Origin of the sequence: Methanoculleus sp. 10 (assembly GCF_913757945.1) — an archaeon.
Classification (GTDB): domain Archaea; phylum Halobacteriota; class Methanomicrobia; order Methanomicrobiales; family Methanoculleaceae; genus Methanoculleus.
In genome coordinates, this window is record NZ_CAJYDP010000001.1 from 148,414 (window position 1) to 173,047 (window position 24,634).

The 24,634-nt window shown below is 60.7% G+C and carries 23 protein-coding genes; 17 read left to right on the forward strand and 6 right to left on the reverse strand.

The genetic code is table 11. The features are described 5' to 3' along the window. Positions 1-183 precede the first annotated feature (183 nt). From QZ408_RS00755 to QZ408_RS00780, 6 genes are all read left to right on the forward strand, one after another. Positions 184-2,949, forward strand: a complete 2,766-nt coding sequence (locus QZ408_RS00755) for a glucosidase (protein ID WP_292488849.1) — start codon at positions 184-186, stop codon at positions 2,947-2,949. Positions 2,950-3,109: 160 nt separating this feature from the next. Continuing rightward, positions 3,110-3,661 (forward strand): DUF308 domain-containing protein, encoded by a 552-nt coding sequence (locus tag QZ408_RS00760; RefSeq protein WP_292488850.1) that lies wholly within the window; start codon positions 3,110-3,112, stop codon positions 3,659-3,661. Between the two features lie 216 nt (positions 3,662-3,877). Continuing rightward, entirely contained in the window at positions 3,878-4,294 is a 417-nt protein-coding gene (locus QZ408_RS00765) for a hypothetical protein (RefSeq protein ID WP_292488853.1), read from the forward strand. A gap of 77 nt (positions 4,295-4,371) precedes the next feature. Next, complete coding sequence (locus tag QZ408_RS00770; RefSeq protein WP_292488854.1) at positions 4,372-4,908, forward strand: LURP-one-related family protein; 537 nt, start codon at positions 4,372-4,374, stop codon at positions 4,906-4,908. A 289-nt stretch (positions 4,909-5,197) separates the two neighbouring features. Beyond that, on the forward strand, positions 5,198-5,761 hold the full coding sequence (locus QZ408_RS00775) for a DUF1269 domain-containing protein (protein WP_292488856.1): 564 nt from the start codon (positions 5,198-5,200) through the stop codon (positions 5,759-5,761). 78 nt (positions 5,762-5,839) lie between these two features. Beyond that, entirely contained in the window at positions 5,840-6,034 is a 195-nt protein-coding gene (locus tag QZ408_RS00780) for a hypothetical protein (protein WP_292488858.1), read from the forward strand. An 8-nt stretch (positions 6,035-6,042) separates the two neighbouring features. Here the strand turns inward: QZ408_RS00780 and QZ408_RS00785 are convergent, their stop codons facing one another. Then, on the reverse strand, positions 6,043-9,132 hold the full coding sequence (locus QZ408_RS00785) for a PAS domain S-box protein (protein WP_292488860.1): 3,090 nt from the start codon (positions 9,130-9,132) through the stop codon (positions 6,043-6,045). Between the two features lie 854 nt (positions 9,133-9,986). Here QZ408_RS00785 and QZ408_RS00790 point away from each other — a divergent pair. After that, the gene (locus tag QZ408_RS00790) at positions 9,987-10,145 is read left to right on the forward strand and encodes a hypothetical protein (RefSeq protein ID WP_292488861.1); all 159 of its coding nucleotides are present in this window, start codon (positions 9,987-9,989) and stop codon (positions 10,143-10,145) included. Positions 10,146-10,286: 141 nt separating this feature from the next. Here the strand turns inward: QZ408_RS00790 and QZ408_RS00795 are convergent, their stop codons facing one another. From QZ408_RS00795 to QZ408_RS00805, 3 genes are all read right to left on the reverse strand, one after another. Then, entirely contained in the window at positions 10,287-10,664 is a 378-nt protein-coding gene (locus QZ408_RS00795) for a DUF3467 domain-containing protein (protein ID WP_292488862.1), read from the reverse strand. 2 nt (positions 10,665-10,666) lie between these two features. Then, positions 10,667-11,167, reverse strand: a complete 501-nt coding sequence (locus QZ408_RS00800; RefSeq protein ID WP_292488863.1) for a hypothetical protein — start codon at positions 11,165-11,167, stop codon at positions 10,667-10,669. Positions 11,168-11,599: 432 nt separating this feature from the next. Beyond that, complete coding sequence (locus QZ408_RS00805; RefSeq protein WP_292488864.1) at positions 11,600-12,859, reverse strand: transposase; 1,260 nt, start codon at positions 12,857-12,859, stop codon at positions 11,600-11,602. A 616-nt stretch (positions 12,860-13,475) separates the two neighbouring features. On the opposite strand from QZ408_RS00805, the gene ltrA reads away from it, so the two are divergent. Next, positions 13,476-14,957, forward strand: a complete 1,482-nt coding sequence (gene ltrA, locus QZ408_RS00810; RefSeq protein WP_292488867.1) for a group II intron reverse transcriptase/maturase — start codon at positions 13,476-13,478, stop codon at positions 14,955-14,957. 601 nt (positions 14,958-15,558) lie between these two features. On the opposite strand, the gene QZ408_RS00815 is transcribed toward ltrA, so the two are convergent. Both QZ408_RS00815 and QZ408_RS00820 read right to left on the reverse strand, forming a co-directional pair. Then, on the reverse strand, positions 15,559-16,911 hold the full coding sequence (locus QZ408_RS00815) for a serpin family protein (RefSeq protein ID WP_292488868.1): 1,353 nt from the start codon (positions 16,909-16,911) through the stop codon (positions 15,559-15,561). Positions 16,912-17,246: 335 nt separating this feature from the next. After that, positions 17,247-17,786 (reverse strand): small multi-drug export protein, encoded by a 540-nt coding sequence (locus tag QZ408_RS00820; protein ID WP_292488870.1) that lies wholly within the window; start codon positions 17,784-17,786, stop codon positions 17,247-17,249. Between the two features lie 1,004 nt (positions 17,787-18,790). Between QZ408_RS00820 and QZ408_RS00825 the strand changes: the two genes are divergently transcribed. From QZ408_RS00825 to QZ408_RS00865, 9 genes are all read left to right on the forward strand, one after another. Further along, positions 18,791-21,568 (forward strand): glucosidase, encoded by a 2,778-nt coding sequence (locus QZ408_RS00825; RefSeq protein ID WP_292488871.1) that lies wholly within the window; start codon positions 18,791-18,793, stop codon positions 21,566-21,568. A 134-nt stretch (positions 21,569-21,702) separates the two neighbouring features. Then, positions 21,703-22,251, forward strand: a complete 549-nt coding sequence (locus tag QZ408_RS00830) for a molybdopterin-dependent oxidoreductase (RefSeq protein WP_292488873.1) — start codon at positions 21,703-21,705, stop codon at positions 22,249-22,251. Positions 22,252-22,371: 120 nt separating this feature from the next. Then, positions 22,372-22,599 (forward strand): hypothetical protein, encoded by a 228-nt coding sequence (locus tag QZ408_RS00835; RefSeq protein ID WP_292488874.1) that lies wholly within the window; start codon positions 22,372-22,374, stop codon positions 22,597-22,599. An 82-nt stretch (positions 22,600-22,681) separates the two neighbouring features. Next, entirely contained in the window at positions 22,682-22,987 is a 306-nt protein-coding gene (locus QZ408_RS00840; RefSeq protein WP_292488875.1) for a nucleotidyltransferase family protein, read from the forward strand. Next, positions 22,980-23,327, forward strand: a complete 348-nt coding sequence (locus tag QZ408_RS00845) for a DUF86 domain-containing protein (protein WP_292488877.1) — start codon at positions 22,980-22,982, stop codon at positions 23,325-23,327. The genes QZ408_RS00840 and QZ408_RS00845 overlap by 8 nt, the downstream gene beginning before the upstream one ends. A gap of 125 nt (positions 23,328-23,452) precedes the next feature. After that, positions 23,453-23,713 carry a PD-(D/E)XK nuclease family protein gene (locus tag QZ408_RS00850; protein ID WP_292488878.1) on the forward strand — a complete coding sequence of 87 codons (261 nt, stop codon included), beginning with the start codon at positions 23,453-23,455 and terminating at the stop codon, positions 23,711-23,713. 133 nt (positions 23,714-23,846) lie between these two features. Then, positions 23,847-24,032 carry a hypothetical protein gene (locus QZ408_RS00855; RefSeq protein ID WP_292488880.1) on the forward strand — a complete coding sequence of 62 codons (186 nt, stop codon included), beginning with the start codon at positions 23,847-23,849 and terminating at the stop codon, positions 24,030-24,032. Then, a complete protein-coding gene (locus tag QZ408_RS00860) occupies positions 24,032-24,289 on the forward strand; it encodes a hypothetical protein (RefSeq protein ID WP_292488882.1) in 258 nt (85 codons plus the stop codon). Before QZ408_RS00855 ends, QZ408_RS00860 begins: the two co-directional genes overlap by 1 nt. Then, a complete protein-coding gene (locus QZ408_RS00865; protein ID WP_292488884.1) occupies positions 24,286-24,540 on the forward strand; it encodes a PIN domain-containing protein in 255 nt (84 codons plus the stop codon). Before QZ408_RS00860 ends, QZ408_RS00865 begins: the two co-directional genes overlap by 4 nt. Positions 24,541-24,634 lie beyond the last annotated feature (94 nt).

Genomic DNA, 24,634 nt, shown 5'->3' on the forward strand with positions numbered 1-24,634 from the left:
GGAGAACAGAGGACCGATCCGGCGGCAGCGACGAGGCCACCCCCCGTTCCGTTTGCCGTACCGGTCAACGTGTGCCCCTGTTCTCACAGGAGCGAGAGATCAGACGCTGCATAGTGCCATCGGGGCAACCCGGAATTCAATTCATCGAAAAATATATTACACACTAGATAGTCTGGCTCGCGCATGACACCTGCAACGTTTGTGCCCGGTACGTCGGAGGGGCAACGGCTGCTCGAGATCCGCGACGGCGGTATCCCCTGGCGCCGGTGGGGGCCCTACCTGAGCGAACGGCAATGGGGAACGGTGAGGGAGGATTACGGGGAGGACGGCAATTCCTGGGCCTACTTCACGCACGATCAGGCCCGGTCCCGCGCCTACCGGTGGGGGGAAGACGGGATCGCCGGCATCTCCGACGACTCCCAGCTCCTCTGTTTTGCCTTGAGCCTCTGGAACGGTGCCGATCCCATCCTCAAAGAACGGCTCTTCGGCCTGACCAATGGCGAGGGGAACCACGGGGAGGACGTGAAGGAGTATTACTACTACCTGGACAACACCCCGACGCATTCCTACATGAAGTACCTCTACAAGTATCCGCAGGCCGCGTTCCCGTACAACGACCTTGTGGAGACGAACCGGCAGCGCAACCGGTATGACCTGGAGTACGAGCTCATCGATACCGGGATATTCGACGGCGACCGCTACTTCGACGTCTTCGTGGAGTACGCGAAGGCGTCCCCGGAGGATATCCTGGTGCAGATCACCGTGCATAACCGCGGCCCGGGCGAGGCATCCCTCCATCTGCTGCCCACCCTCTGGTTCCGCAACACCTGGGGACCCGGAGGGAGTGCGGAGAGGCCTTCCCTCGAAAAGACGGAGGGTCCGCCGGGGACCAGCGTGATCGCGGCCGGCCATCCAGATCTCGGGCAGTGTTACCTCTACTGTGAGGGCGCCCCCGACCTCCTCTTCACCGAGAACGAGACGAACACGGAACGCCTCTTCGGCACCCCGAACGCGAGCCCCTACGTGAAGGACGGCATCAACAACTACGTCGTCGAGGGGCGCACCGGTGCCGTGAACCCGGAGGGTTCCGGGACCAGGGTTTCTGCGCATTACCGGTTGGCCCTCGGTCCGGGCGAAGTGCAGAGGATACGGCTGCGGCTGAACCAGACCCCGGCCTCCGGGGAGGAGGCACCTTTCGGGAACTTCTTTGAGAACGTGCTCTCGCAGCGAAAGCGGGAGGCGGACGCATTCTACGGCAACATCACCCCCCCGTCGGTCGGCCCGGATGCAGCGAACGTGATGCGCCAGGCGCTTGCCGGGATGCTCTGGACGAAGCAGTACTACCTCTACGAGGTCGACCGCTGGCTCCGGGAGCACGGCTCAGATGCCGCCGCAGGCCGGCAGATCTCAATCCGGAACACCTCCTGGTTCCACATGGTGAACGCCGACATCATATCCATGCCCGACAAGTGGGAGTATCCCTGGTATGCGGCATGGGACCTGGCATTCCATACCGTTGCCCTTGCCATGGTGGACCCGGAATTTGCCAAAAATCAGCTCGACCTGATGCTGCGCGAACGATACCTGCACCCGAACGGCCAGATCCCGGCTTACGAATGGAACTTCAGCGATGTCAATCCTCCCGTGCATGCCTGGGCCGCCCTGTTCATCTACCGCACGGAGAAGGAACTTCTTGGCGCGGGGGACGCCCGGTTCCTGGGGAGGATGTTTCAGAAACTGCTGATGAACTTCACCTGGTGGGTGAACCGCAAGGACCGCGCCGGCCAGAACGTCTTCGAGGGCGGGTTCCTCGGCCTCGACAACATCGGGGTCTTTGACCGCAGCGCGCCTCTGCCCACGGGAGGCTACCTGGAGCAGGCCGACGGGACGGCGTGGATGGCCCTCTTTGCCCAGACCATGCTGGATATTGCCGCCGAGCTCGCCGTTCACGATCCAGTCTATGAAGAGATGGCAACCAAATTCTACGAACACTTTGTCTGGATCGCATCGGCGATGAACACCATGGGTGAGAACCAGGAGGGCATGTGGGACGAAGAGGACGGGTTCTACTACGACCTCCTCCGCCTGCCCGACGGGAGCGCAACCCGTCTCAAGGTGCGGTCCCTGGTGGGGCTGCTGCCTCTCGCTGCAAGCACGGTCTTTACCCGGGAGATGATCGAGCAGATGCCGGGTTTCGTGGAGCGGGCTCAATGGTTCAACCGGTACCATACGCGCATGGCGTCCACCATCTCCAGCATCGGCCGGCCCGGCGTCGGAGGACGGCTCCACCTCTCGCTGCTCACCGAAGAGAGGCTCCAGAAGGTTCTCTCACGGATGCTGGACGAGAACGAATTCCTGAGCGACTACGGGATCCGGTCCCTTTCCCGCGCACACCTGCACAACCCCTATGTCTTTTACCAGGACGGGCAGGAGCACCGGGTGCAGTACCTGCCGGCGGATTCCGATACAGGCATGTTCGGCGGGAACTCCAACTGGCGAGGGCCGATATGGTTCCCGATGAATGTCATGCTGATCCGGGCGCTGTTAAACCTCTATGCGTATTACGGGAATGATTTTACGGTAGAATGCCCGACAGGGTCGGGAAACCAGATGAACCTCTACCAGGTGAGCGAGGAGATTGCACGGCGCCTGACCCGGGTCTTCCTCCGCGACGAGAGCGGCCGGCGCCCGGTCTTCGGCTACGCCCAAAAGTTCCAGGACGACCCCCACTGGCGCGACTACCTCCTCTTCTACGAGTACTTCCACGGCGACAACGGGGCCGGGATCGGCGCCAGCCACCAGACCGGGTGGACGGGGCTCGTCGCCCGGATCATCCAGTTGTTCGGGTATATGACCCCCGAACAGGTACTCGGGGAAGAAGCCCGCAAGCTCGTCTACAGGAAGGAGGGTTCCGCCCCCCAACCGGTAGAGAGGCCTGCTGCCCGGTAGTGAAGGTGGTTACGGCCTGCCCGGGAGGTGCCGCGGACCGTGGACGCACGGTTCGCGACTCACATCTCCCCCGCATCGGTTCGTTCCCGGCGGAGCCGGTGTTCCGGGATGGTGGAGATACGTATATATGGTGGCAGTGATCCCTCCGCATGGTGTTGTTATGGTTAACACGCAGTTCGGTGCCGGCACCTATGAGTCCGGCTCTGCTCTGGCCCCGTCACGCTGGCTCGTGCTGCTGCTCGGCGTTATCGCGGTCATCTTTGGCGTTCTCTTCTTCATCTACCCCATCCCGACGCTGACGCTCCTCGTCACGTTCCTCGGCCTATACTGGTTATTCAACGGTATCGTCGCGTTCATCGGCCTCTTTACGGATAAAACCGGCCGGGGCTGGAAACTGCTGGTCGGTATCCTCGGCGTCGTTGCAGGAATCCTCGTGCTCGCCTATCCGCTCTACAGCGCCGTTCTCATCCCGACCGTCTTTGCCATCGTCATCGGCGTGGAGGGGCTTATCATCGGGGCTGTCTATATGGCGCAGGGGTTCTCCGGTGCCGGGTGGGGGACCGGGGTCCTCGGCATCCTGAGCATCATCTTCGGCCTGATCCTGATCGTAAACCCGTTCGTCGCCGCTGTCGGCCTGGTGCTGCTGCTTGCGGGGCTCGCCATCGTCGGCGGCATCGCGGCCATCATATTTGCGTTCCGGCTGCCGGGGTGACCGGAGAGGGGGGCCGGATCGGTGACCCCGGCCTGCAGGCACGACCTCTCCCCTCTTTGCCCGTAAAGAAGCGTATCCTGCTACTATTTTCTCCCGTATGGGGGCGTGCGGGGGCGCCGTTGCGTGATACCTGGTTCGCCGCAATGCATCGGGATAATTATATATAATTCCTGTTATCACCCGGCACAGGGCAGCCACTCTGCCCTGGAGATGGGTATGAAGAAAACGGGGATACTGTTCGTTGCGCTGGTCCTCATCCTGGCCTGTGCCGGTGCCGGATGCGTCCAGCCGTCTGAAAAGGAGGCGGAGGCGCAGCTCTGCCAGGACCTCGGAGAGCTCGGAGCAGCGCTTGAGAATATGGAGAACACCACCCTGAGATCTTCTGTCGGAGATATCCGGGATGGGCGGGACCAGGTCAAGTCGGCCATGGAGAAGGTCAGGGATTCCGCAGCAGAGGTCGCCAACATCCGGCTCGACAGGCTCAACGCGGCGTATGAAGACCTCGACCGGGCCGTGCAGGACCTCCCCGACGATGCGACCGTCCCGGAGGCCATCCAGACAATCCGCCCGTATGTGCAGGCCGTCCGGGACGAACAGCGGAACCTTTACGCAGACCTGAACTGCACGGGGTAGTGGGCGCCGCGAGAGTTGGTTTGCAGCAGAAAACGTGAAGAGCGACCTTGCGGGTATCGGCAGGGGAGATGAGAACCATGATGCGAAGAAGAACTGAAGGCGGCCTTAAGGGGCGCGAAGAGGCCGGCGGGACACACCGGTATAAGATGCGCGAGAAACTCGTCTCCATCGGGGACGACTACTGGATCGAGGACGCGGCGGGAGAGCGGGCGTTCAAGGTGGACGGAAAAGCGCTCCGGGTGAGGAACACCCTGATCATCCAGAGCAAGGAGGGGAAGGACCTCTACACGATCCAGGAGCGGATGCTCCGGATCAAGGATACGATGGAGATCGAGGGGGGCGAAGGCGGCACGGCGGCGACGATCAAGAAGGCGCTGATCGCGCCGCTCCGGGACCGGTGGACGGTCAGCATCCCCGGGCAGGAGGACTGGGAGGTTCAGGGGAACATCCTCGACCACGAGTACCGGATCGAGGCCGGGCGGCGGGAGCGGGTTGCCGAGGTCTCGAAGAAGTGGTTCCGGGTCCGGGATACCTACGGCGTGGAGGTGGAGCCGGGCCACGACGATGCGCTCGTCCTTGCCGTGACGGCGGCGATCGACCAGATGGCGCATTGATCCGGGCCGTGATGGGAGAAGAAGAGAGCTATGGGCGGGGCTGGTTCGAGGAGGCGGGGCACTGAATCCGGTGCTTATTTGAAGGTTTGAGGGTATCTGATTTATAATTACCTTTTTATATTTGATTGAGTATCCTGATTTCGACCCGCCTCAGGTGTGCGCACTTCCAGAGAGACGAGACGTTCGCAGGCAGAGTTGCTCTGTCGCTGCATTCGTATTCTGGCACGATGGCAATGGATCACGGGTGCGGGCAGACAATCTATGCATCTGTCATAGGAGGAATGGGAAAATGGCTGAAGTTATGTATGGGCCGATGCAGCTCCTGGTCATCGGGTTCAAGAACCCGGACTTCCACGGCCAGATCCGGCAGGCGCTTGGATCGGCGATGGAAGCGGGTGTCGTCAGGCTGATCGACGTCCGGTTTGTCTGGAAGGATGTGGACGGGAACGTCGAGGGCATGGAGGCCACGCAGCTCAGTGATGAGGAGCGGCAACGCTTCGGCGCCGCCGTCGGCGCGCTCATCGGCCTTGGAGCCGGCGGCGAGGAGGGGGCACGGAGAGGTGCAGAGGCCGGCGCCACGGCGGCTGCCCAGCGGACCTTCGGTATGACCGAGGAGAATGTCCGCACAATTGCGGACACCATCCCGAACGACAGCGCCGCCGCGCTCTTCCTCATCGAGCATCTCTGGGCGAAGGAGCTCAAGCAAGCGCTCCGCGATGCCAACGCATACCTCATCGCCCAGGGCATGGTCACGCCGGAAGCCCTCGTGCTCGCCGGCTCGGCGCTTCATGACGCGCTCGAGGCTGCGGCATCGGAGGAGCAGAAGAGGCCGATGGCGGCACCGGCACGCTGAAAGAGCGCCGGGCCGGCCCCGCTCTCATTTTCATCAGGGCGCTCCGTCTCCACCCCTGATGCGCCTGACCGGCGGGATATGGCCGTTACGGCGCCCGGGAGGACCCGGAGCGAGAGCAATTCATCGTGGCGGAACGGCCGGCGCCCGGTCTTCGGGGAGGTGGCGAAGTTCCAGAACAACCCGCACTGGCGGGATTGCCTCCTCTTCGACGAGTACTTCCACGGCGACGACGGTGCCGGGCTTGTGCTCATGGCGGGCAGGGTTTTCCGGTGACCGTCCCCTCACGGGTAATGCTTCTTTAAAAACTCTTTCACTTTCCCTGAGATCAGCCATCCCTGGTCGAGCCGGCTGATGATCGCATCGATCTCCCAGGCCTCCCTGATGATCTTTCGGTCGATCTCCGTATCCCCCATCTCCGCAAGAGCGATGATGACGGTGAGGGGGTTGCGGATGGAGTCGTTTAAGATGGCGAGCTGCTCGATGTTCTCCTCGATCTGGAGGAGCGCCTTCTTTTTGAGGTTCTCCAGCTGGTGCCGCTCCGAAATGTCGCGGCCGATCGCAAGCACCAGTTGCTGGCCGTCGATCGTCACCGGAAACCCCGTTGCCTCTATGGGGATGCGGGTGCCGCCCCTGCCGACAAGGACAAACTCGGTCGGGCCGGTAGCGTTGCCGGCCGCGAGGTGGTCGTGCATCGCCTTAACCTTTGACTCGTCTTCCGGCGGCAGGAATCCGCTGTCAACAAAGTGCTTGCCGATGAACTCCTCCTTCGTGCAGCCCAGCAGTTTTTCGGCCGCCTGGTTTCCATCGACGATAATCCCGTTCATGTCGGCGAGGCAGAAAGCATCCGGGGCGTACTCGAAGATGATCTTCAACCGCTCCTCCGAACTCCTCAGGGCCTCATCCGCCCGTTTCCGGTCGGTCACATCCACCAGGCTGCCGACGATCCCCGGCCGCCCCTCGAACTGGAGGCGGGTTGCAAAGTTCTCGAGGAATATGATCCGCCCGTCTTTGTGCACGCCGCAAAACTCGTGGTGCTCCGATTCGGTATCGCCGGAAAGGAGGGCCTGCTGCCGCCTCTGCAGATCTTCCAGGCATTCCGGGGCGATCAGGGCGGAGCGTGTGCCGGGACCGAGAAGTTCGTCACGCGAATACCCGAAGATCTCGGCAAACCGCGTATTGAAGTATCGCAGGTGGTTGTCCTGCAGCAGGTAGACCCCCACCGGGGAGCGCTCCACCGGGTTCCGGTAGACCTCCTCGTTCATCGTCCGGAGGATCGCTGAGCCGATGATGCTTGCCGCCGCCTGGAGCGCGTCGATCTCCGCCGGCGACCAGGTCCGCTCCCTCCGGTTCTCGTCAAACCCGATGAAGCCCCACCACCGCTGGTGGACGAAGATCGGAACAACCGCAACGGACTGGATCCGCCAGGGTTCGAGGTAGCCTCGTTCGGTATCGGGGAACGTCCGCACCGGCCCGACGATCGGCCTCCCGGCCGCGAGTTCCTCATGCCAGCGGGGTATCCTCTCGTACGGGATGAACCAGAGCTCCGGATCATCGACCCCGGCGGCAACCCCCTCCGTGTGCCACTCCCACCGCCGGCTGCAGGCGAGGGTGCCGGTCGCGGGGTCCATGCCGTTCTCGAAGATGTACACCCCGCTGACGTCGGTTGCCCTGCCGAACCTCTCGAGGACCTCGTGCATCTGCGCCTTCCAGTCCGGTTCCTTGAGGAACCTGTCCGCCGCAAAGTTCACCGCATTCATGATGGCGTCGTGCCGGCGGAGGGCCTCGGATGCATTCTTCCGTTCCGTGATATCCTCAAAGAGGTGAAGCCGCCCCAGGTAGCGGTCGTCCGCGTCTCGGATCTGGGTGGAGAACCTCCTGATACACCGCCCGTCCAAGAACTCGATCTCGTCTTCGACGATCGACCGGTTCTCTATGTCCTGGGGCGGCATGCAGGATGCGGCAAATGCCTCCGGGTCCCTGACGAGCAGGGTACAAAGGAGGAGTGTATCGCTGTTCCGGATGTTCCCCGCCCTCATCTCGTCCTCCAGGTGTGAGAGCCCCCACATATCGCAGAACCTGCTGTTGAAGTAGTGAATATCGTCCGTGTGGTTGTCGACGACGAGATGGGCGAGGGGGGAGGCCTGGGCCATCCGGGAGAGCAGCGCCTCGTTCCACCGGAGCCGCTCTTCCACCCGCTGCTCCTCGGTCACGTCGCGGCCGCACCCCACCGTCCCGATAACCTGCCCGTTTTCGTCCCGGAACGGGGCCTTGACGACGTCGAGGAAGAGGAACTCCCCCCTGACGTTCCCGAACTCGTCGAACCGCGCCGCCTCGCCGCTCTCTATGACGACCGCATCGGAGTCACGGCAGATCTCGCCGAAGGTATGCCAGGCAGGGTTGTCGGGATGGGCCTGCCGTTCGCGCCCGGCAAAGAACATATCCGTCTTCCCCTCCGGTTCGTCGGTGTCGGCAGCGTTGAGGAGTTTCTCGCAGAGGGTCTTGTTCGCGAAGAGGTATCGCCCCTCCATGTCTTTTGCCCATATGAGATCGGGAACGTTGTCGCACATCATCCGGACGAGGCGGTAGAGGTCGCGGAACTGCTGGTTGGTCCGGGCGAGTTCGCCCTCCACGCTCTTCCTCCCCGTGATGTCGCGGAGCGCGACGATGTCTGCTTCCCGCCCTTTGAAGAGGACCTTCGTGCCGAGCCCTTCGACCCACTTCTCGTTTCCGTGCAGATCCCGCATCAGGTAGTGGGCGAGGTAGCCGTCGCGCCCGGAACGCACGTTCTTGGGGTCAGAGGCGACGGCCTCCGCATAGTCGGGATGGACGAACTGCAGCGGGTTTCGGCCGAGGAGCTCGACCGGCGAGGGGACGCCGACGAGCGTTGCGGCCGCGGAATTGGCAAACAGGGCGGTGCCGTCCCAGTCGAGGATGAGGACGGCATCCGCGAGGGAGTCAAAGACCTGCAGGTGCTCCTCCGGTTTTCGGGACTCCTGCGTATCGGGGCGGCGGGAGGAGACGATGCAGGTGATATCCGTGTCCGGGAAGGAGGCTGCGGCAATCGTCACGGGCAGGCACGCACCGCCGCGGTGGACCAGGTCGGCGGGATAGTCTGCGATCGCCTTCTGCCCGTCGATCGACCGGACAAACCGCTCCCGCTCCGTCTCGTCCGGCCATATGTCGGCGAGGGTGAGGGACGCGAGTTCTTCCGGCGGGTAGCCGAGCATGCCGGAGAACGCGTCGGTGGCCCGGGTGATCCTGAATGCTCGCGGACTGAGGGTGAAAAATCCCGTCTTTACGTCTTCTTGTCCATGTTCGGGCAGGTCAGGCGTCCGGGTCTCCTCTTTCATCGTCTTCAGAGAGACTTTCATTTTCTTCCTTATACTGATGTCTATTTCTTCTGACCAAACCGCCCGGGCGTGGTGCGCTCTCCCGGTGTTGGCTGCCCGATGCGATGAGAGATATACGGGAATTTTCTGGTGACTGCAGAGATCCGCAGGTGAAACGAACAGGCAGGAAAGAGAAAAGCCTGGATAGGTTATGAAGAGAATAGACGGTACCAACATTATTGACGGGTCCTACAGGCCCCTATCTACCTCAACAACCCGGACGTTCTGATACGTTGCGGGCTGACCCCGGGCCCGCACCTATCGGCCGGGGCCGCCCCTTTCACCTTCACAGGTTAAAGGTGGCCCGGAACCCTGAGGTTGTCCCATGCCGTAGCGTGCCCCCCTGATCCCGTACCGGGGGACGAAGCCCGGTACTGATCGTGATCGGGCAGTACCGTTCGCGAGACCGGACGTACCTATCATCTCGCAGAAAGCGGAGCGCATCCGCGCCGACCACCACCCCCACGAGCGCTCCTGCCTTATCGCGAGCGGTGTCGAGGAGAACGACCGGCTCCGCGGGGGAGGGGTTCTCCGTCTACGACCTCGCAGGTGTCGAGGCAGCGTGAACCGCCGGGTAGCTCCCGGCCCGCTCAAATGTGCTCAATGCCGGGGGAACAGTGAGGTGATGGAGCGTTTCCACGGTCATCGGTTTCCCGCCCGTCCACGTCCGACCGCGATCCCCGATCCTGTCCACGACCCGCTCCCCGACTGCCCCGGATCGTGTCGGCCCTGCACCCCTGGAATTCTTTGGGCTTCTCATCGGGAGAAGGCGGGAGAATCAGCAGTATTTCACGGGCAACCATGATTTCTTCCTCTACAACGACCTCCAGCAACCGGTGCTTAAGACCGAAGGGGTTGCATGGATTATCCAGGAGAACCTCTCTTCCCTGCAGAATATCGAGTGCATCCTCATCTACGGATCATTTGCAAAAGGAACTGCAGTATCTTCGACCGGATGCGCCACAAACGACATAGTCCGGTCTACGACGCCGTAGGTGTAATATCTGCGGCCGAAGCGGAATTTGCGGTGAGTGCAGCTGATGCTATGTAGAAGGTTGCGATGCTCCCTGGGCAACTCCCATGAGGCTCGCCGCCTGCGCACCTGCAGGGGAAACTCAGTCGATGGCGTACGGCAACTATATGGTCCTATCTTCCTGCTTCCGCTTAATTTTTGTTGAAAGCGTTGTCTCCTTCAGGCTCTCGGGCACATACTTCTCCATGCCTTCCTCTCTGTGCACCATCTCAAGAACCCCGCTCAATGCTTCAGCGAGTTTCTGCGCGGCGGCGTGCGACATATAGACGCGCGTTCCGTTTACGCGCATCTTGTTGTCCCGGCGGATCCCGGGCATCTCCAGAAAGTCTATGAAGACATCTCTGTGCGTTACCTGAACGTATGCAAGGTTTGAGTAGGAACTGTGTGTGATATCCGGTTGCAGTTCCCCCGGCTCAAATTTATAGAGCTCCCTGAGATCGATGACGGTTGCTCCATCCTTCCCCTTCTTCTCCTCCCCCATCGTCACGCCCCCGCTGCAAAGGTTACGTACCCCGAACCTGCATCCTGTTCGGAGTATTCTTCTCCAATTGTCCATTCGCCGGCATAGTTCGTCGCGACTGCAAGCGGCTCTACCTTTGCTCTGAGCGATTGGTTATAGTAGTCCAGGATTGCTGTATTCATGCAGTCCGTCCCGTCCCGATCATCGATTACGGCATATGCCAGCAGAGAGAGCGCAATGAACTTCTTCGACTCGACGATGACCCGATAGACCGGATGTTGTACGTCGCTTGATATGTTTTCGATCAGCCCGAGTTTGACGAGCACCCTGAGTGCCTCTCTGATGCTGGGGGGCTTTTTGCCCGTCATCTCCTCAAGGTATCCGGGCCTGTAGTCCATCGTCGGATCGGCGATGATCTCCTCAACGACCTGAGCGAGCACCGTGTTTCCGAACAGGCCACCATATGGTTTGTCCAGGTATTCTTCGAACCCTTCAGGAAGTTTCGGCAGTTCCTTTCCGGACATTAACATTCCTCCTTTTTGCAGTTACACCAGGTAGTGCTGCTATCAGAAATACTACCGGGCCGTTTCACCTTATCTTGTGGGTCCTGGTGCGGGAAGCGGATCGCCACCCCAGGGTTTTCACGCCTTCACATCTTCGCGTGAAACAAGGGCATGTAGATGTTGACACGGCCTCGCGCGTTGCCGCGGAGCACGCGAAGGGGTGTGAACTATGAGGTGCAATGGTCCACTACTAACTAGTAGCACAGACAGTAAAAAAATCTTCTGTTTCAGGATCTATTTTTTCAGCCTGGTCCAGTGTCGGTGGTGGGGCACTTCGAGGTCATAATGTATCATCCATTGATCCGCCCATACCAGATCCTCAAGTTTAATGACTTTATCGCCTCCACCGGCCCGGTATAAACAAATGTATTCCTGTCCCGTTGTGTTGGTGAACTACCCCCCGCTTGCGCAGGGGGCTTCCTGCGAGTGTCCGAGGTTCTCTGGGATCCTCGGGCCTGTTTGTCGCAGATTACCGGCGAACTGCCGGTAGCCCGTCCACAGGGCATTCTGTGATAGGAACCGTACCATGATGTTGACCGCACTGTTGTGGTCACGATCAATACAGTTCCCGCATGCACAGTCCATAACGCGTTTCCCGAGCGGCATCTCGTGAACCGCTCCGCAGACACAGCAGGTCTTCGTCGTGTACCGTTCATCGATCGTTATTACTCTCTTACCTGCAAGGGCTGCCTTGTAGGTCAACAATCCGATGAACCGTGAGAGGTGTCCCGCGTTCTGGGTGGCTCGGTTGAGCCCGGGCGTGGCCTGCTTCGACTTCGGCATCTGCTTGACGGAGAGGTCGCCAACCAGGATTGTGGCGGCCCGGGTGTTTTCGATGAGCTTCCTGCTCAGTTTGTGCTGGAAGTCTCTGAGCTGGTTGCTCCGCTTCCGCTCCATCGTCCGCTTGGCACGGTTGAGTCTCTTCCACTGCCGGCTCTTCTTCTTGCAGTGGTCCCTCCGGGCCTGCACGGCATCGATCTTCGGGTTCCAATACCTGTCCGGCCGGGCATTCCTGACTTCAAGGAACTTCCCGTGGCTGTTGACTGCGACATGCTGCGTGACCCCGAGATCCCAGGCCTGGTAGAGGCCGTTGTCAGCGTACTCCCGTTCCGGCTGAACCTCGTGGACGATGGAGACGTAGTACGCTTCCTGCAGATCGTCGTAGAAGAGATCCACCTGCTTGACGTTGACGAACGCCTGCCCTTCGGGCAGATCGAACGCCAGCGGGACGTCGTTGTAGAAGTGCGAGAACCGGATACGCCCGTCGGTGATCGCAAACCCGCTCTGGTTGTAGCGCAGTGTGCAGAAGTGGTTTTTGCCCTTGAACCCCGGGGGGTTAGCATCTTCATCGCCGTTCTGTCGCAGGGCAAAGAACGACTTGAAGTTGTCGTCCAGCGATTTGAGGGTGGTCTGCAGAACTTTGGAGTAGACCCACCGGTACTCAGGAAACCGCTTCTTCAGGTCGGGAAGGGCATTGGCTTGCTGCACATACCCGATGTACTGCTTATCGGGCCGATCCTTGTTCTCCTGATAGTTCTGGTTTCGCTCGGCAAGAGCGAAGTTGTAGAGTAACCGGCACTTCTCGGAGAGGTGCCAGAGCACGTCGGCCTGAACGGGTGTCACCTGAATCTTGATCTTCGTGGTGATGTGCATCAGAACCTCTCCTGTCGGTTGCCACATGAGTAATCTCTTGTTCTTTGTCATAAAGAAGAGCCATGCGGGGTGAAAGTGTGCGACATGAAGCTGCACTATGGATTGCATAATGCTATCCCATTCGTTCGGGATATCCCTACCGCAACATGCATCCCTGGTAACGGGGTTGTGTGAAGCTTGCGGGACAACGTGGAGAACACCGGAAGTCTGAGCCGGTCAATCTGCCAGGGAAACGATGTCATGGAGAAGCAAACGCTGAACCAATCGTATGGGTCGTAATCCGCGACAAGCGAAACCAGACTGATACGCTTGAACCAAAATGGTAAGGAACCGGGCTGCACTGGTAACTTTCACGGTGCAGCGAACGAACAAACAGTTCCCGGCCTACAGATGGCTCCTAAAACATCGATAGTATCCATAATGCGGAACATGGTAACCCGTATCCACCCCTCGAACGAGGTATGAAGGTCGTGAGGCCGACAGATGGTGGAGACGGAACAGGATGTCCCCAAAAGCCAACGCCCGCCCGTAATCGGCGGGATAGAGGTGTATACCTCAGCCTGAAAGGGCGCCCACGGGGGACAGGTATTCCAAAGCATTGAAAGGAGGTAAACCCGTGAAAGTACGTCATTCACCGACGCCAAGGAGCGAGAAGCGTACTGACAAGGATCTTGCCAACCAATGGAAAACCATTGACTGGGAGAAAACAGAATCCATTGTCAACAGGCTACAGACCCGGATTGCAAAGGCAACGCAAGAAGGAAAATGGAATCTGGTCAAACGTCTCAGGTATCTCGTGACCCATTCGTTCTCCGCGAAACTTCTCGCGGTACGAATCGTTACGCAGAATAGGGGAAAACGAACCCCGGGTGTTGATGGGGTGCTCTGGACCTCCGCTGCCGACAAGATGCGAGCAGCCCTGAGTCTTACCGACCGTCAGTACCGCGCGCAACCGCTCCGCCGTATCTACATCCCGAAACCGGGAAAAACGACGAAGCGCCCGATCTCTATTCCAACCATGCATGACCGCGCGATGCAGGCCCTCTACGCTCTGGCCCTCCAGCCGATCGCGGAGACAACGGCTGACACCCGGTCATTTGGGTTCCGACTCTTCCGATCGGCACAGGATGCATCTGAATATGCATTCACTTGCCTGGCACAAAAGAACTCAGCCCAATGGATCCTGGAAGGAGATATCCGGGGCTGTTTCGACAACATCGCCCACGATTGGCTCATGGGGCATATTCCCATGGACCGATCGGTACTTGCCCAGTTCCTCAAAGCGGGATATATCTTTGAGGAACGACTCTTCCCGACAGATCAGGGCACGCCCCAGGGAGGCATCATCTCGCCCCTCCTCGCCAACATGACGCTGGATGGGATCGAGGGGCGGCTTGCGGCAAGGTTCCCCCGGATGAAAGTCCATTTCATCCGATACGCGGATGACTTCCTCGTCACGGCTTCCACAAAGGAGATCGCAGAAGAAGCCAGAGATAGCATCCAGGAATTCCTTGCTGAACGCGGCCTTGAACTGTCGAGGGAGAAGACGGTGATCACTCATATCGACGAAGGATTTGACTTTCTGGGCTATAATTTCCGGAAATATAACGGGAAACTGCTCATCAAGCCATCCCGGAAGTCGATTGAGACTGTCACCGAAAAGATCGGCAGGACGATGAAGAAAGCGCAGGCCTGGACACAGGATGCTCTCATCAAAACACTCAACCCGATCATCCGGGGCTGGACAAACTACCACCGCCACAATGTCGCCACAGAGACATTCAAGAAACTGGATGATCACATCTGGAGGGTGACGTGGCGCTGGGGCAGACGCAGACATCCCGACAAAGGACGCACATGGATTGCGCGCAGGTACTGGAAGCCAGAGGGAACCAGAAGATGGGTGTTCCGGACGGAGGAGAACAAACTCCGCGAGTTCTCGGACACCAAAATCCGAAGACACTCATGCCCCAAACTCGACGCGAACCCATATCTGGACAGGAAGTATTTCCTGGAGAGAAGGGATCGCATGAGGCAACCAACACCCCGAAACGAGACCAGAACAACGTTCCTGACGTTGCCGCCCTTAACAGGGTAGCGGAATGCGCGAGCCGTATGCCCTGAAAGGGGCACGTACGGTTCCTGGAAGGGGGGAGGGTGGTAACACCCTCTCCCTATTCGACGAAACAAAACGAAGGGGCTCCGCTCCCATCCCCCAGCTTGCGCAGGGGGTCTTCCCGCTCTGCCCCTTCAACCCCGCAGAGATAAAATCTCTCGCCTCAAAGCCGCTTTCTCTGCATTTTCGCTGACAATCCTGCATCTTCCTCATGCCGCCACGTTTCTTTAACCATCCAAGAAAAATAGCACCTCCTTCCCCGGGATCAGGCCCATCTGGAGTAGGAAGGTCGGATTTTTTCATCAGGCGCCACCTGAGGCAGTAACATAGGTTTCATGCACGGGGGAACGTTATAGCGTTTGCCATTCTCCCCTGATCCCGGGGACCGGGCATCTACCCGGAGGAGCCTCTTTTGGATTCAGGCTCTGCGCATCCGGTCCTGACAATCGTGAGCGTATCCACGGCATCAACGCTCCAGCGCCGCGGACGTGGGGCACCTGTACATGACTGCCCCGGTCACAATATCCGGGTGCGGAACGCCCCGTAGCACGGGCTCCCCGCTTCCGGAGAAGGAGGGGGAGGGTCAGGCCGTTACCGGCCGTACAACCCGTCCCATAAAGAGGATGTTCCCGGTATCGTTGTCCAGGATGAGGAAGACGAACGGATGGTCGGCCCTGAATACGGGGATGCCCTCATCCGGGGGTGCAGCACCCGGCGCCACGACGACCCCGGTCGCAGCCGAGGCCTCGGTGCCCTCCTCGTTCACGTCCACAAACGCCTTATGGACGATGTCGCTGATGACGAGGTCCTTTGTGCCGTCCATCCCCGAGAGGTCGGCACCGGGGGAGAACGCCGCCGGCATCCCCATCGCCGCAAGCGTCGAGCGGAGGTAGTACTCGCCCTCAAGCGTGAACTTCGGGAGATAGACGTCGACACGCTCGCGGGCGAGCGAGCGGCGCAATGTTGAGAGGTTCTGTGCGTCGAGAACCTCCCCGGCGGCCGCAAGGCTCCCGTTCTTCGGGAGCAGGACCAGCATCGAGAGTCCTCGCCGGTTCTTCTCGTGCGCATACGGCAACTCAAGCACCTGGAGGGCCGCGGTCTCTGCATACGGGTAGACAGCGTCCTCGCCGGTCCGCTGCATCATCGGGACCGTCACGGTCTCGTTCTCTGCAACCCGGAACTCCTCTTCCCGCGTCTTGTTCGCATCGAACGGGTCCGCCCAGGCACCCTTGAAGTAGATCGCATTCGTGACGACGAGCCGGGTCAGCGGGCCGACCGCACCGGGCGGCAGGAGGTCGCGGATCTTCCCTCCGGTCCGCTCTTCGACCCACCGGTTGATCGTCTGCCGGGAAGCATCGGGGGCACCCACGAAGTCAAGGTTCGTCGCGTTCGCGGAATACCAGCGCTCCGCGAGAGCGATGTACTCCGGGAGGAAGGGATACGCCTTCTCCGCCCAGAGTGCGTTCGCCGTCTGCAGCGTGCAGTTGGCGTCCCCGCTCTTCAGGGCAGCGTCGATCCGGGCAAACTCCTCTCGCCGGAGGGTAGCGTTCGCCGGGAGATGGAGAACCGCCTGGATCTCGTCGGCGGTCGTGCCGCGGGCGCCCTCGCAGGTGATCGCGAGGGCCGAGGAGATGCTGTAGGGCGAGAGGAAGAGGTTATCCGCCCCTGAGTCGTTCGCGAGGTGCCGGTAGAGGTCGCAGGCAAAACGGTTGTTGCCCGTAACGACACCACCGGTGGTGTCACCCTCTACCGGCTGCTTATCGGGGAACATGCCATCCCCTCCTCCCTGTTGACCGGTCTCCGGCTGGCTAGTGTTCTTTTCAGCGGCGGCATGCTGATGCGGCGACGGGAACACCTGTGCCGAAACAGCCCCCGCTGCAACAATGGCGACGATGGCGATGAAGGCGGCCATCGCCCTGAGTGCTACGGTATTCATCCATTTCACCTCATTCGACTGTTGCCGGCCCTCCCTGCAGGGGGAGAGCCCAGTGCATGGACCGCGGTCCCGTGCAGGCTCCGGTGAACGGTGCGGTTGTTGTTCAACGGATACCGGCTGCACCGGGTGCATGCGCATATCCTGTAGACCGTACTCAAAAGGGACGATCCGCCTGGAAGTGGTGTGGTGAAAGGAGACACGAGGTCGGGGCTCCCACGCCGCGGCGTGATGGGAGAGAGAGTATATAAATCAACCTGCCGCACGGCATCCCCGGTACCTGTGCCCCGCCCGGGGGATGAGACCTGTGCCTCTCCGGGAGGTCTTCACCATATGCGTCAAAATATCAGCTGGACGAACCCGAGAGCCACGAGCAGGAGGAAGCCGGTGACAAGGACCCATCCCAGCGTGACGAAGAAGATCGACTGGATCCTGTTCCAGCGCAGAAGCCACCCGATGACGACGCTGGAGTAGAGGCCGATCACCGGGAGCATGGGGAGGATGATGAGGGTGACTGCGCCGTACTTATGTAAGATCGGGTACCTCTTCATCTTCTCTTCCGTGCTCTTCGTGAAACGCCCGACTCTCTCCGACTGCTCGGCGAACGCATCCAGGATCTCGTAGATGGCAAGAACGATCCCAAGCTCCACGGATATCATGACGGCGAGGATGAACACGGGGTTCAGCCCGAGCCCCACGCCGGCGAAGGCGGCATTTGCCTGGAGAAGGAGGGTGGAGATGATCAGGGAAAAGACGCGTCCGATCGGAACGGAGAGGAGGAGGCCAAGGACTACGGGAATGAGGGTCGAGGCGACGAAAGCGATGGCGATTGCCCTGGCCCCCCGCCGGATCCCGTCAATTACCCCGGATCTATCCATCGTTCCACCCGAATACCGGGAGAGGGATGCACCCCGGAATTCTTACAACCCCAACAGGCCATACGATACGCACCGCGGTATATGAACCTTACCCCGGAAGCCCTCCTGTTGCACTGCGCCGATCAGCCCTCTGTCGTCCGGTAGCCGGAGGGCCGGCGGGACGCCGGCAAGGGCGCCCGGCCGCCGCGCCTGATGACGCCGGGGCGGCAGTCCGGGTAACCGGGCCGCAACCGGAGGCTTCAAAGACCATTGCCGGCAGAATGGACTGCGGATCCCACAGGGAGATCGGGCCGGCCGGTCTCCATCGGTCACCGCGCAGATCGACCCGGTTCCCTCAACCGCATCACCGAAGACCAGTCCGTTGCTCCGATCAACGCCCTGCTCCAGACTCGGTACGGGCAACCCCGCCGGAACTGCCTCATCGAGGGGTCGGTAGTCACCCTTGGCCTCAACGCCCCCAAGAAACGCTGACGGAAAGCCGACCGGGTAGTGCAACGATTCCCAATCGCCGTCACTCTCAACGGAGGAGAGTATCGATTTTTTTCACACTGTCCGGGAGTTTGCATCCTGGGGGATGGCTTTTCCCCGGACATCGCCCTGACTGCCTCTCTCCGGTCCCCTCCCTCCATGGCGATAGCCACCACGGTCCAATGGCCGGAGATCCCGGAGAAGAGCTGGGTCCAGGCTCGCTCTTCACCACTTTTTCTAAGAAACCGCCGTCAGCACCATCCCCTGGCACGGCTTCCCACCGGGTATCCCCACGCACTGCCCTCGCCCCCGGGAGGGCAGGGGAGAGTGGAGGCGCGGGCGGGCGGGGGTGCCGGTGAAGTGTATGGGTATGCCACCTGCGCGCAGCGCGGGCGGGTGGGGGACGGAGGGAGCGCTCTGTGGGGGATGGGACGAAGGCCAGATAGGGTCTGTTCGTTTGGAACCGATGCAGTAGATGATGCAATCCCCGCGGGGTTGTCGAAAAGTATATCCGCTCCCTTTCCGTCTGACCCCACATGCCACCCGCAGATGTTACCCCCGCGACGGAGGAGGGAGAGCGGCTCCGGCAGGTCTACGAGCAGGACGTGCCCTGGCGCCGGTGGGGCCCCTACCTGAGTGAGCGGCAATGGGGGACGGTGAGAGAGGACTACAGCGATGACGGTGATGCCTGGGCGTCTTTCCCCCACAACCACGCACGCTCCCGCGCCTACCTCTGGGGGGAGGACGGGCTTGCCGGCATCTCCGACGATTCCCAGCACCTCTGTTTTGCCTTGAGCCTCTGGAACGGCGCCGACCCGTTCCTCAAGGAGCGGCTCTTTGGGCTTACGAACGCCGAGGGGAACCACGGCGAGGACGTGAAGGAGTACTACTACTACCTGGACAACACCCCGACCCACGCCTACATGAAGTACCTCTACAAGTATCCGCAGGCGGCCTTCCCGTACGACGATCTTGTGGAGACGAACCGGAAGCGCACCAAGGACGAGCCGGAGTACGAACTGATCGATACCGGCATATTCGACGCCGATCGTTACTTCGACGTCTTCGTCGAGTACGCGAAGGCGTCCCCGGAGGATATCCTGGTCCGGATCACGGTATGGAACCGGGGGCCGGACGAGGCCTCCCTGCACCTGCTGCCGACACTCTGGTTCCGCAACACCTGGTGGATCGAGAAGGGCACCCGAAGACCGCTCCTGAAGGAGGTGGAAGGCCCTCCCGGCACGAGCGTCGTTCAGGCCGCCCACCCGGCCCTTGGCGTCCGGTATCTCTCCTGCGAGGGCGCCCCCGAACTGCTCTTCACCGGGAACGAGACGAACACAGAGCGGGTATCGGGCACCCCGAACGCCGCGCCGTTCGTCAAGGACGGCATCAACGACTATGTCGTCTCCCGCCGGACCGCGGCGGTGAACCCCGCCCGGACCGGGACGAAATCTGCGGCATACTTCACGTTGACCGTCCCCGCCGGGGAGAGCCGGACGGTACGGCTCCGGCTGAACGAGAACCCGCCCGGAGAGGCGGGGGAGGGAGATCTTTTCGGGAGCCGGTTTGAGGAGGTGTTCAGTACCCGGAGGAAGGAAGCGGACGCATTCTACGACAACATCACCCCTCCGTCGGTCGGCCCGGACGCGGCGAACGTGATGCGCCAGGCGCTCGCCGGGATGCTCTGGACGAAGCAGTACTACTTCTACGACCTGGACCGCTGGCTCCGCCAGCACGGGTCCGGTACGGCTCTCGACAGCCGGCGGCCCGTCCGGAACAGCCAGTGGTTCCACATGTACAACGCGGACATCATATCGATGCCGGACAAGTGGGAGTACCCCTGGTATGCAGCCTGGGACCTCGCGTTCCACCTGGACGCGTTCACACTGATCGATCCGGGTTTTGCCAAACAGCAGCTGGAACTGATCCTGCACGAACGCTATCTCCACCCGAACGGCCAGATCCCGGCCTACGAGTGGAACTTCAGCGATGTCAACCCCCCGGTACACGCCTGGGCGGCCCTCTTCATCTACCACGTCGAGCATGAGCTCTTCGGCGTGGAGGATATCCCGTTCCTTGAGAAGGTGTTCCAGAAACTCCTGATGAACTTCACCTGGTGGGTGAACCGCAAGGACCGCTACGGCCGAAACGTCTTTGAAGGGGGGTTCCTCGGGCTCGATAACATCGGCGTCTTCGATCGCAGCGCGACAATCCCGTCGGGGGGCTACCTGGAGCAGTCCGACGGGACGGCATGGATGGCGCTCTACTGCCAGAACATGCTCGAGATCGCGATCACGCTTGCCGTCCACAACCCGGTCTACGAGGAACTCGCTATCAAGTTCTACGAGCACTTCCTCTGGATCGCGTCCGCGATGAACCGCATGGGCGAGAACCAGGAGGGGATGTGGGACGAGTGGGACGGGTTCTTCTACGACCTCCTGCACCTGCCGGACGGGAGCGCGACGCGCCTGAGGGTCCGGACCCTCGTGGGGCTCCTCTCCCTCTGCTCGAGCACCGTCTTCCCGTCGGAGGCGCCCAAAAAGTTGCCCGCCTTCCTCGAACGCGCACGCACGTTCTCCCGCAACCACCCCTACCTCACCGCCAACATCACGTCGCCGGGCCGGCCCGGGTATCACGGCCGCCGCCTCCTCTCCCTGGTGAACGAGGAGAAACTGCGCCGGATCCTCTCAAGGATGCTCGATGAGAAGGAGTTCCTGAGCGATTACGGGATCCGCTCCATCTCCCGCGTCCACGCGGAGGAGCCGTACACCTTCATCCTGGACGGGCAGGAGTTCCAGGTGGAATACCGGCCGGGGGAGTCCGATTCGAATATGTTCGGCGGAAACCCGAACTGGCGGGGTCCGATCTGGTTCCCGATGAACGTCCTGATCATCCGGAGCCTGCTCAACCTGTATGTGTTCTACGGGAACAGTTTCACCATCGAGTGCCCCACCGGTTCCGGCAGGTGGATGAACCTCTACGAGGTGAGCGAGGAGATCAAGAACCGGCTCGAACGGATCTTCCTCCGCGGCGAAGACGGCCGGCGCCCGGTCTTCGGGGCGGCGTCGAAGTTCCAGGAGGATCCGCACTGGCGCGACTACATCCTCTTCTACGAGTACTTCCACGGCGATGATGGCACAGGGCTGGGCGCGAGCCATCAAACCGGGTGGACCGGCGTCATCGCCCGGCTGATCCAGGCGTACGGGTATATGACGCCGGAGCGGCTCCTGGAACCGGAGGGGAGGCAGTTTGGCTACAGGAAACGTTCGACTCCCCTGAAGGCCGAGGAGGCACCGCCGCCGGCCCCCGGGTGAGGCGATCCCGGGCCCCAACCCCCTGTTTTTCATCTGAACTGCAGTTTTTATACGAACTCGGTGCCACACGTCAGCAGTTATAAGAATCATATGAGGGAACCTTCATGCGACGAGGACGCCGCACGGGTCAGATCGTGGTCATACTGCTGGTCGGCGCCATCGCCGTCCTCTATGCCCTCGACCTGGCGGGGAACAGACCGGGAGTGACGGAGCTTGCACCTGCGGAGGTGCGGGAGTACCGGGGGGAGCAGCTCTCCTCGATTGCGGATTTTCGTGAGAACTCGATCCGTGGCCCGCAATACGTAAATGCAAGCACGTATACGCTCACCATCGACGGGCAGGTGGAGAACAGAAAGGAATACTCCTACGATGCGCTCATAGAAAGGTTCCCTCACTACCGCAAGGTCGTTACCCTCTACTGCGTAGAAGGCTGGGACGTCACTATCCTCTGGGAGGGGGTGCGGGTGAACGGTCTCCTTTTGGAGGCGGGAGTGAAACCGGGGGCGAATACAGTCATCTTCTACGCGGAGGACGGCTACTCCTCCTCACTTCCCCTCACCTACATCGAGGATAGGGATATCCTGCTGGCCTATGCCATGAACGACGTCACCCTGCCGGCGGAGCGGGGCTTCCCCTTCGAGCTGGTGGCCGAGGATCGCTGGGGTTATAAGTGGGTGAAATAGGTGACCCGGATCGAGGTGTCCGATGATGAGAACTACCGCGGCTACTGGGAGAGCCGTGGGTATGCGAACAACGGGAGTATTGACCGATCCTTCTTCGATCAAGGATAGGGAGGGATGGGGATGGTGCGGTTCACCTACCGGAAACTGATCTCCTGGACCCTCCTCGCATTTACGCTCCTCTTCCTGATCAACGGCTTTGGGATCACGAAGCCATGGCTCGTGCGGTCCCTGACGTTCGGCCTTCTTGACAGGGCGCTTTCCCAGCAGATCCATTTTCATCTCTGGGGCCCGTTCCTGATCGTGCTGGTGCTGCACATCTCCTACTCCTCCGGGATCTTCAGGAGGTGATGCCCGTCGCGGTAATGCCTCCCCTGGGACCGGAGGAGCACGAACGAGGTGCTCCCGGGTATCGGAGGATATAAGACATTGGATGGAGTACTCAAGAGTAACGATGCATCCCCTTGCCCAGATCCGGCAGAACCTCCGCACCATCCGGGAGCGCTACGGCGTGGCCCGCATCGGCATCTTCGGATCTGTTGCACGGAGCGAGGAGACGCCGGCAAGCGACATCGATATCCTGGTGGAGTTCCGGGAGGGGGAGGAGACCTTTGACCACTTTATGGATCTCAAGTTCTACCTCGAGGATCTCCTGGGACGAAAGACGGACCTCGTCATCGCCGACACCTTAAAACCCCGGATCCGGGATGCTGTTCTCGGTGAGGTCGTTTATGCCTAGGGACCTTCTGCTCTACTTAGAGGATATCCGCGACGCTGTCGCCTCCATCCGCTCCTATGTCGGGGACCGGACGTTTGAGGAGGTCGTAGGCGACCGCATGTGCCTCGACGCCGTCGTGCTCCGGTTCATCACTATCGGGGAGGCGACAAAGCAGATTCCCGCAAGCGCCACCGCCCGCCACCCGGAGATCGAGTGGCGGAAGATTGCCGGGCTCCGGGACATCAGCGTCCACTCCTATTATGCGGTGAAGCCGACGATCCTCTGGGACATCATCCGGACCAAACTCGGGCCCCTGGAGGACGCGGTAGAGGCGATGATCCGGGAAGAGGGGGGGCGGTAGAGCCGGCAGTTTCGCAGCCTGCCCTTATAGTTTGGCTGGATCGGCGGTCCGATGCCGGTAACCGGCGACCGTAAGGTCCCAATGGTGGGCTGATCGTAGGGTCGTGATCGTGTGCTAAAGTTGACGTGGATGAAGTTGCACTGCAGATCCGGCTCTACGTGCTCGGCCTCCTGTCCTGCGGCAAAACGGTGGGATTGGCATCTCTCGTGTTCCTCCAGGACTCCTCGGTGGTCCCCGTCAGCGTCGAGGTGGACGAGCTCGCCGCCGCGAGAGCGACGGCCCGGAACTATATCCGGGGGATCAACAGCCGGGACTTCCCCGCGAAGCCGGGGCCGTTCTGCTCCCGGTGCGATTATGGGACGATCTGCTGCTGGAAGGCGCGGTAGGGGAGGGAGGTACCCTGCCATCTTCCCCCGACCTGCTCTTTTATAAAAGACGACCAGAGTATCACGGATCCCCACACACCTGAGCGAAGAACCTTTTATCCCTGACGGCAATAGTGATCCGAGGAGTGGTCCGATGCCGGTAGAAGTCGATGGAAGGCTGATCGATGATACGACGATTCTGCTCGATCAGCCCCTGCGGCGGGGGGAGGAGAGCGTGATAGTCCGGTTGAAGAAGCAGCCCGGTAAGATGACAAAGCTCAACGCCCCGGAAGAGTATGTCCTGAAACTGGCCGAACAGGATCTTGAAGAGTTGTACTGATGGACATCTCCGAATTGGAGGAAGGATCGGCATTTCTTGATACCAATATCCTCCTCTACGCCTACACGACCACACAGTTTTCTCAGTCGTGCGAAACACTTCTCGAAAAGGTGCAGGCTGAAGACGTTACGGGTTACGTCAATTCCACGGTCGTTGATGAGTTCTTTCACAAAGCCCTGCTCACCCAGATTTACATCGAGAAGCGTCTCTCACCACGGGAGGCGGTTGCATACGTCAAGAAGCACCGGCGATCTTGAATACGCTTGATGCCCCGTATACCGTGACCCGGGAAGTGCTGGAGCAGTACAACCTCAGGGTCCTCGATACTTCTGATGTCCTGGAGGATACGCTCAGGATCTCGCAGCAGTATGGACTACTCTTCTCCGATGCGCTTCATGCCGCGTCTGCACGCCGGCACCACATTAACTACTTCGTGACGAATGACCGGGATTTTGACCGGGTAGATTTCCTCACGCTGGTGCACCCCTCTGTTAAAGAGAGGCCCTGACCGGCTGTACCAGAACGCCTTCACCGGGAAGACCGCCCTTGCGGGAGATGGAGGCGTGGCGTATCTGTGCTGCCGGGCACATCTTCGGGTATGA

What these genes read in the sequence shown, in the direction of transcription:
- QZ408_RS00840 (WP_292488875.1), top strand. Translation starts at nt 22,682, where the DNA reads ATGGAGTACTCAAGAGTAACGATGCATCCCCTTGCCCAGATCCGGCAG.
- QZ408_RS00855 (WP_292488880.1), top strand. Translation starts at nt 23,847, where the DNA reads ATGCCGGTAGAAGTCGATGGAAGGCTGATCGATGATACGACGATTCTG.
- QZ408_RS00765 (WP_292488853.1), top strand. Translation starts at nt 3,878, where the DNA reads ATGAAGAAAACGGGGATACTGTTCGTTGCGCTGGTCCTCATCCTGGCC.
- QZ408_RS00800 (WP_292488863.1), bottom strand. Translation starts at nt 11,167, where the DNA reads ATGTCCGGAAAGGAACTGCCGAAACTTCCTGAAGGGTTCGAAGAATAC.
- QZ408_RS00825 (WP_292488871.1), top strand. Translation starts at nt 18,791, where the DNA reads ATGCCACCCGCAGATGTTACCCCCGCGACGGAGGAGGGAGAGCGGCTC.
- QZ408_RS00770 (WP_292488854.1), top strand. Translation starts at nt 4,372, where the DNA reads ATGATGCGAAGAAGAACTGAAGGCGGCCTTAAGGGGCGCGAAGAGGCC.
- QZ408_RS00820 (WP_292488870.1), bottom strand. Translation starts at nt 17,786, where the DNA reads ATGGATAGATCCGGGGTAATTGACGGGATCCGGCGGGGGGCCAGGGCA.
- QZ408_RS00755 (WP_292488849.1), top strand. Translation starts at nt 184, where the DNA reads ATGACACCTGCAACGTTTGTGCCCGGTACGTCGGAGGGGCAACGGCTG.
- QZ408_RS00775 (WP_292488856.1), top strand. Translation starts at nt 5,198, where the DNA reads ATGGCTGAAGTTATGTATGGGCCGATGCAGCTCCTGGTCATCGGGTTC.
- QZ408_RS00780 (WP_292488858.1), top strand. Translation starts at nt 5,840, where the DNA reads ATGGCCGTTACGGCGCCCGGGAGGACCCGGAGCGAGAGCAATTCATCG.
- QZ408_RS00845 (WP_292488877.1), top strand. Translation starts at nt 22,980, where the DNA reads ATGCCTAGGGACCTTCTGCTCTACTTAGAGGATATCCGCGACGCTGTC.
- QZ408_RS00805 (WP_292488864.1), bottom strand. Translation starts at nt 12,859, where the DNA reads ATGCACATCACCACGAAGATCAAGATTCAGGTGACACCCGTTCAGGCC.
- QZ408_RS00795 (WP_292488862.1), bottom strand. Translation starts at nt 10,664, where the DNA reads ATGGGGGAGGAGAAGAAGGGGAAGGATGGAGCAACCGTCATCGATCTC.
- QZ408_RS00815 (WP_292488868.1), bottom strand. Translation starts at nt 16,911, where the DNA reads ATGAATACCGTAGCACTCAGGGCGATGGCCGCCTTCATCGCCATCGTC.
- QZ408_RS00785 (WP_292488860.1), bottom strand. Translation starts at nt 9,132, where the DNA reads ATGAAAGTCTCTCTGAAGACGATGAAAGAGGAGACCCGGACGCCTGAC.
- QZ408_RS00760 (WP_292488850.1), top strand. Translation starts at nt 3,110, where the DNA reads ATGGTTAACACGCAGTTCGGTGCCGGCACCTATGAGTCCGGCTCTGCT.
- QZ408_RS00860 (WP_292488882.1), top strand. Translation starts at nt 24,032, where the DNA reads ATGGACATCTCCGAATTGGAGGAAGGATCGGCATTTCTTGATACCAAT.
- QZ408_RS00835 (WP_292488874.1), top strand. Translation starts at nt 22,372, where the DNA reads ATGGTGCGGTTCACCTACCGGAAACTGATCTCCTGGACCCTCCTCGCA.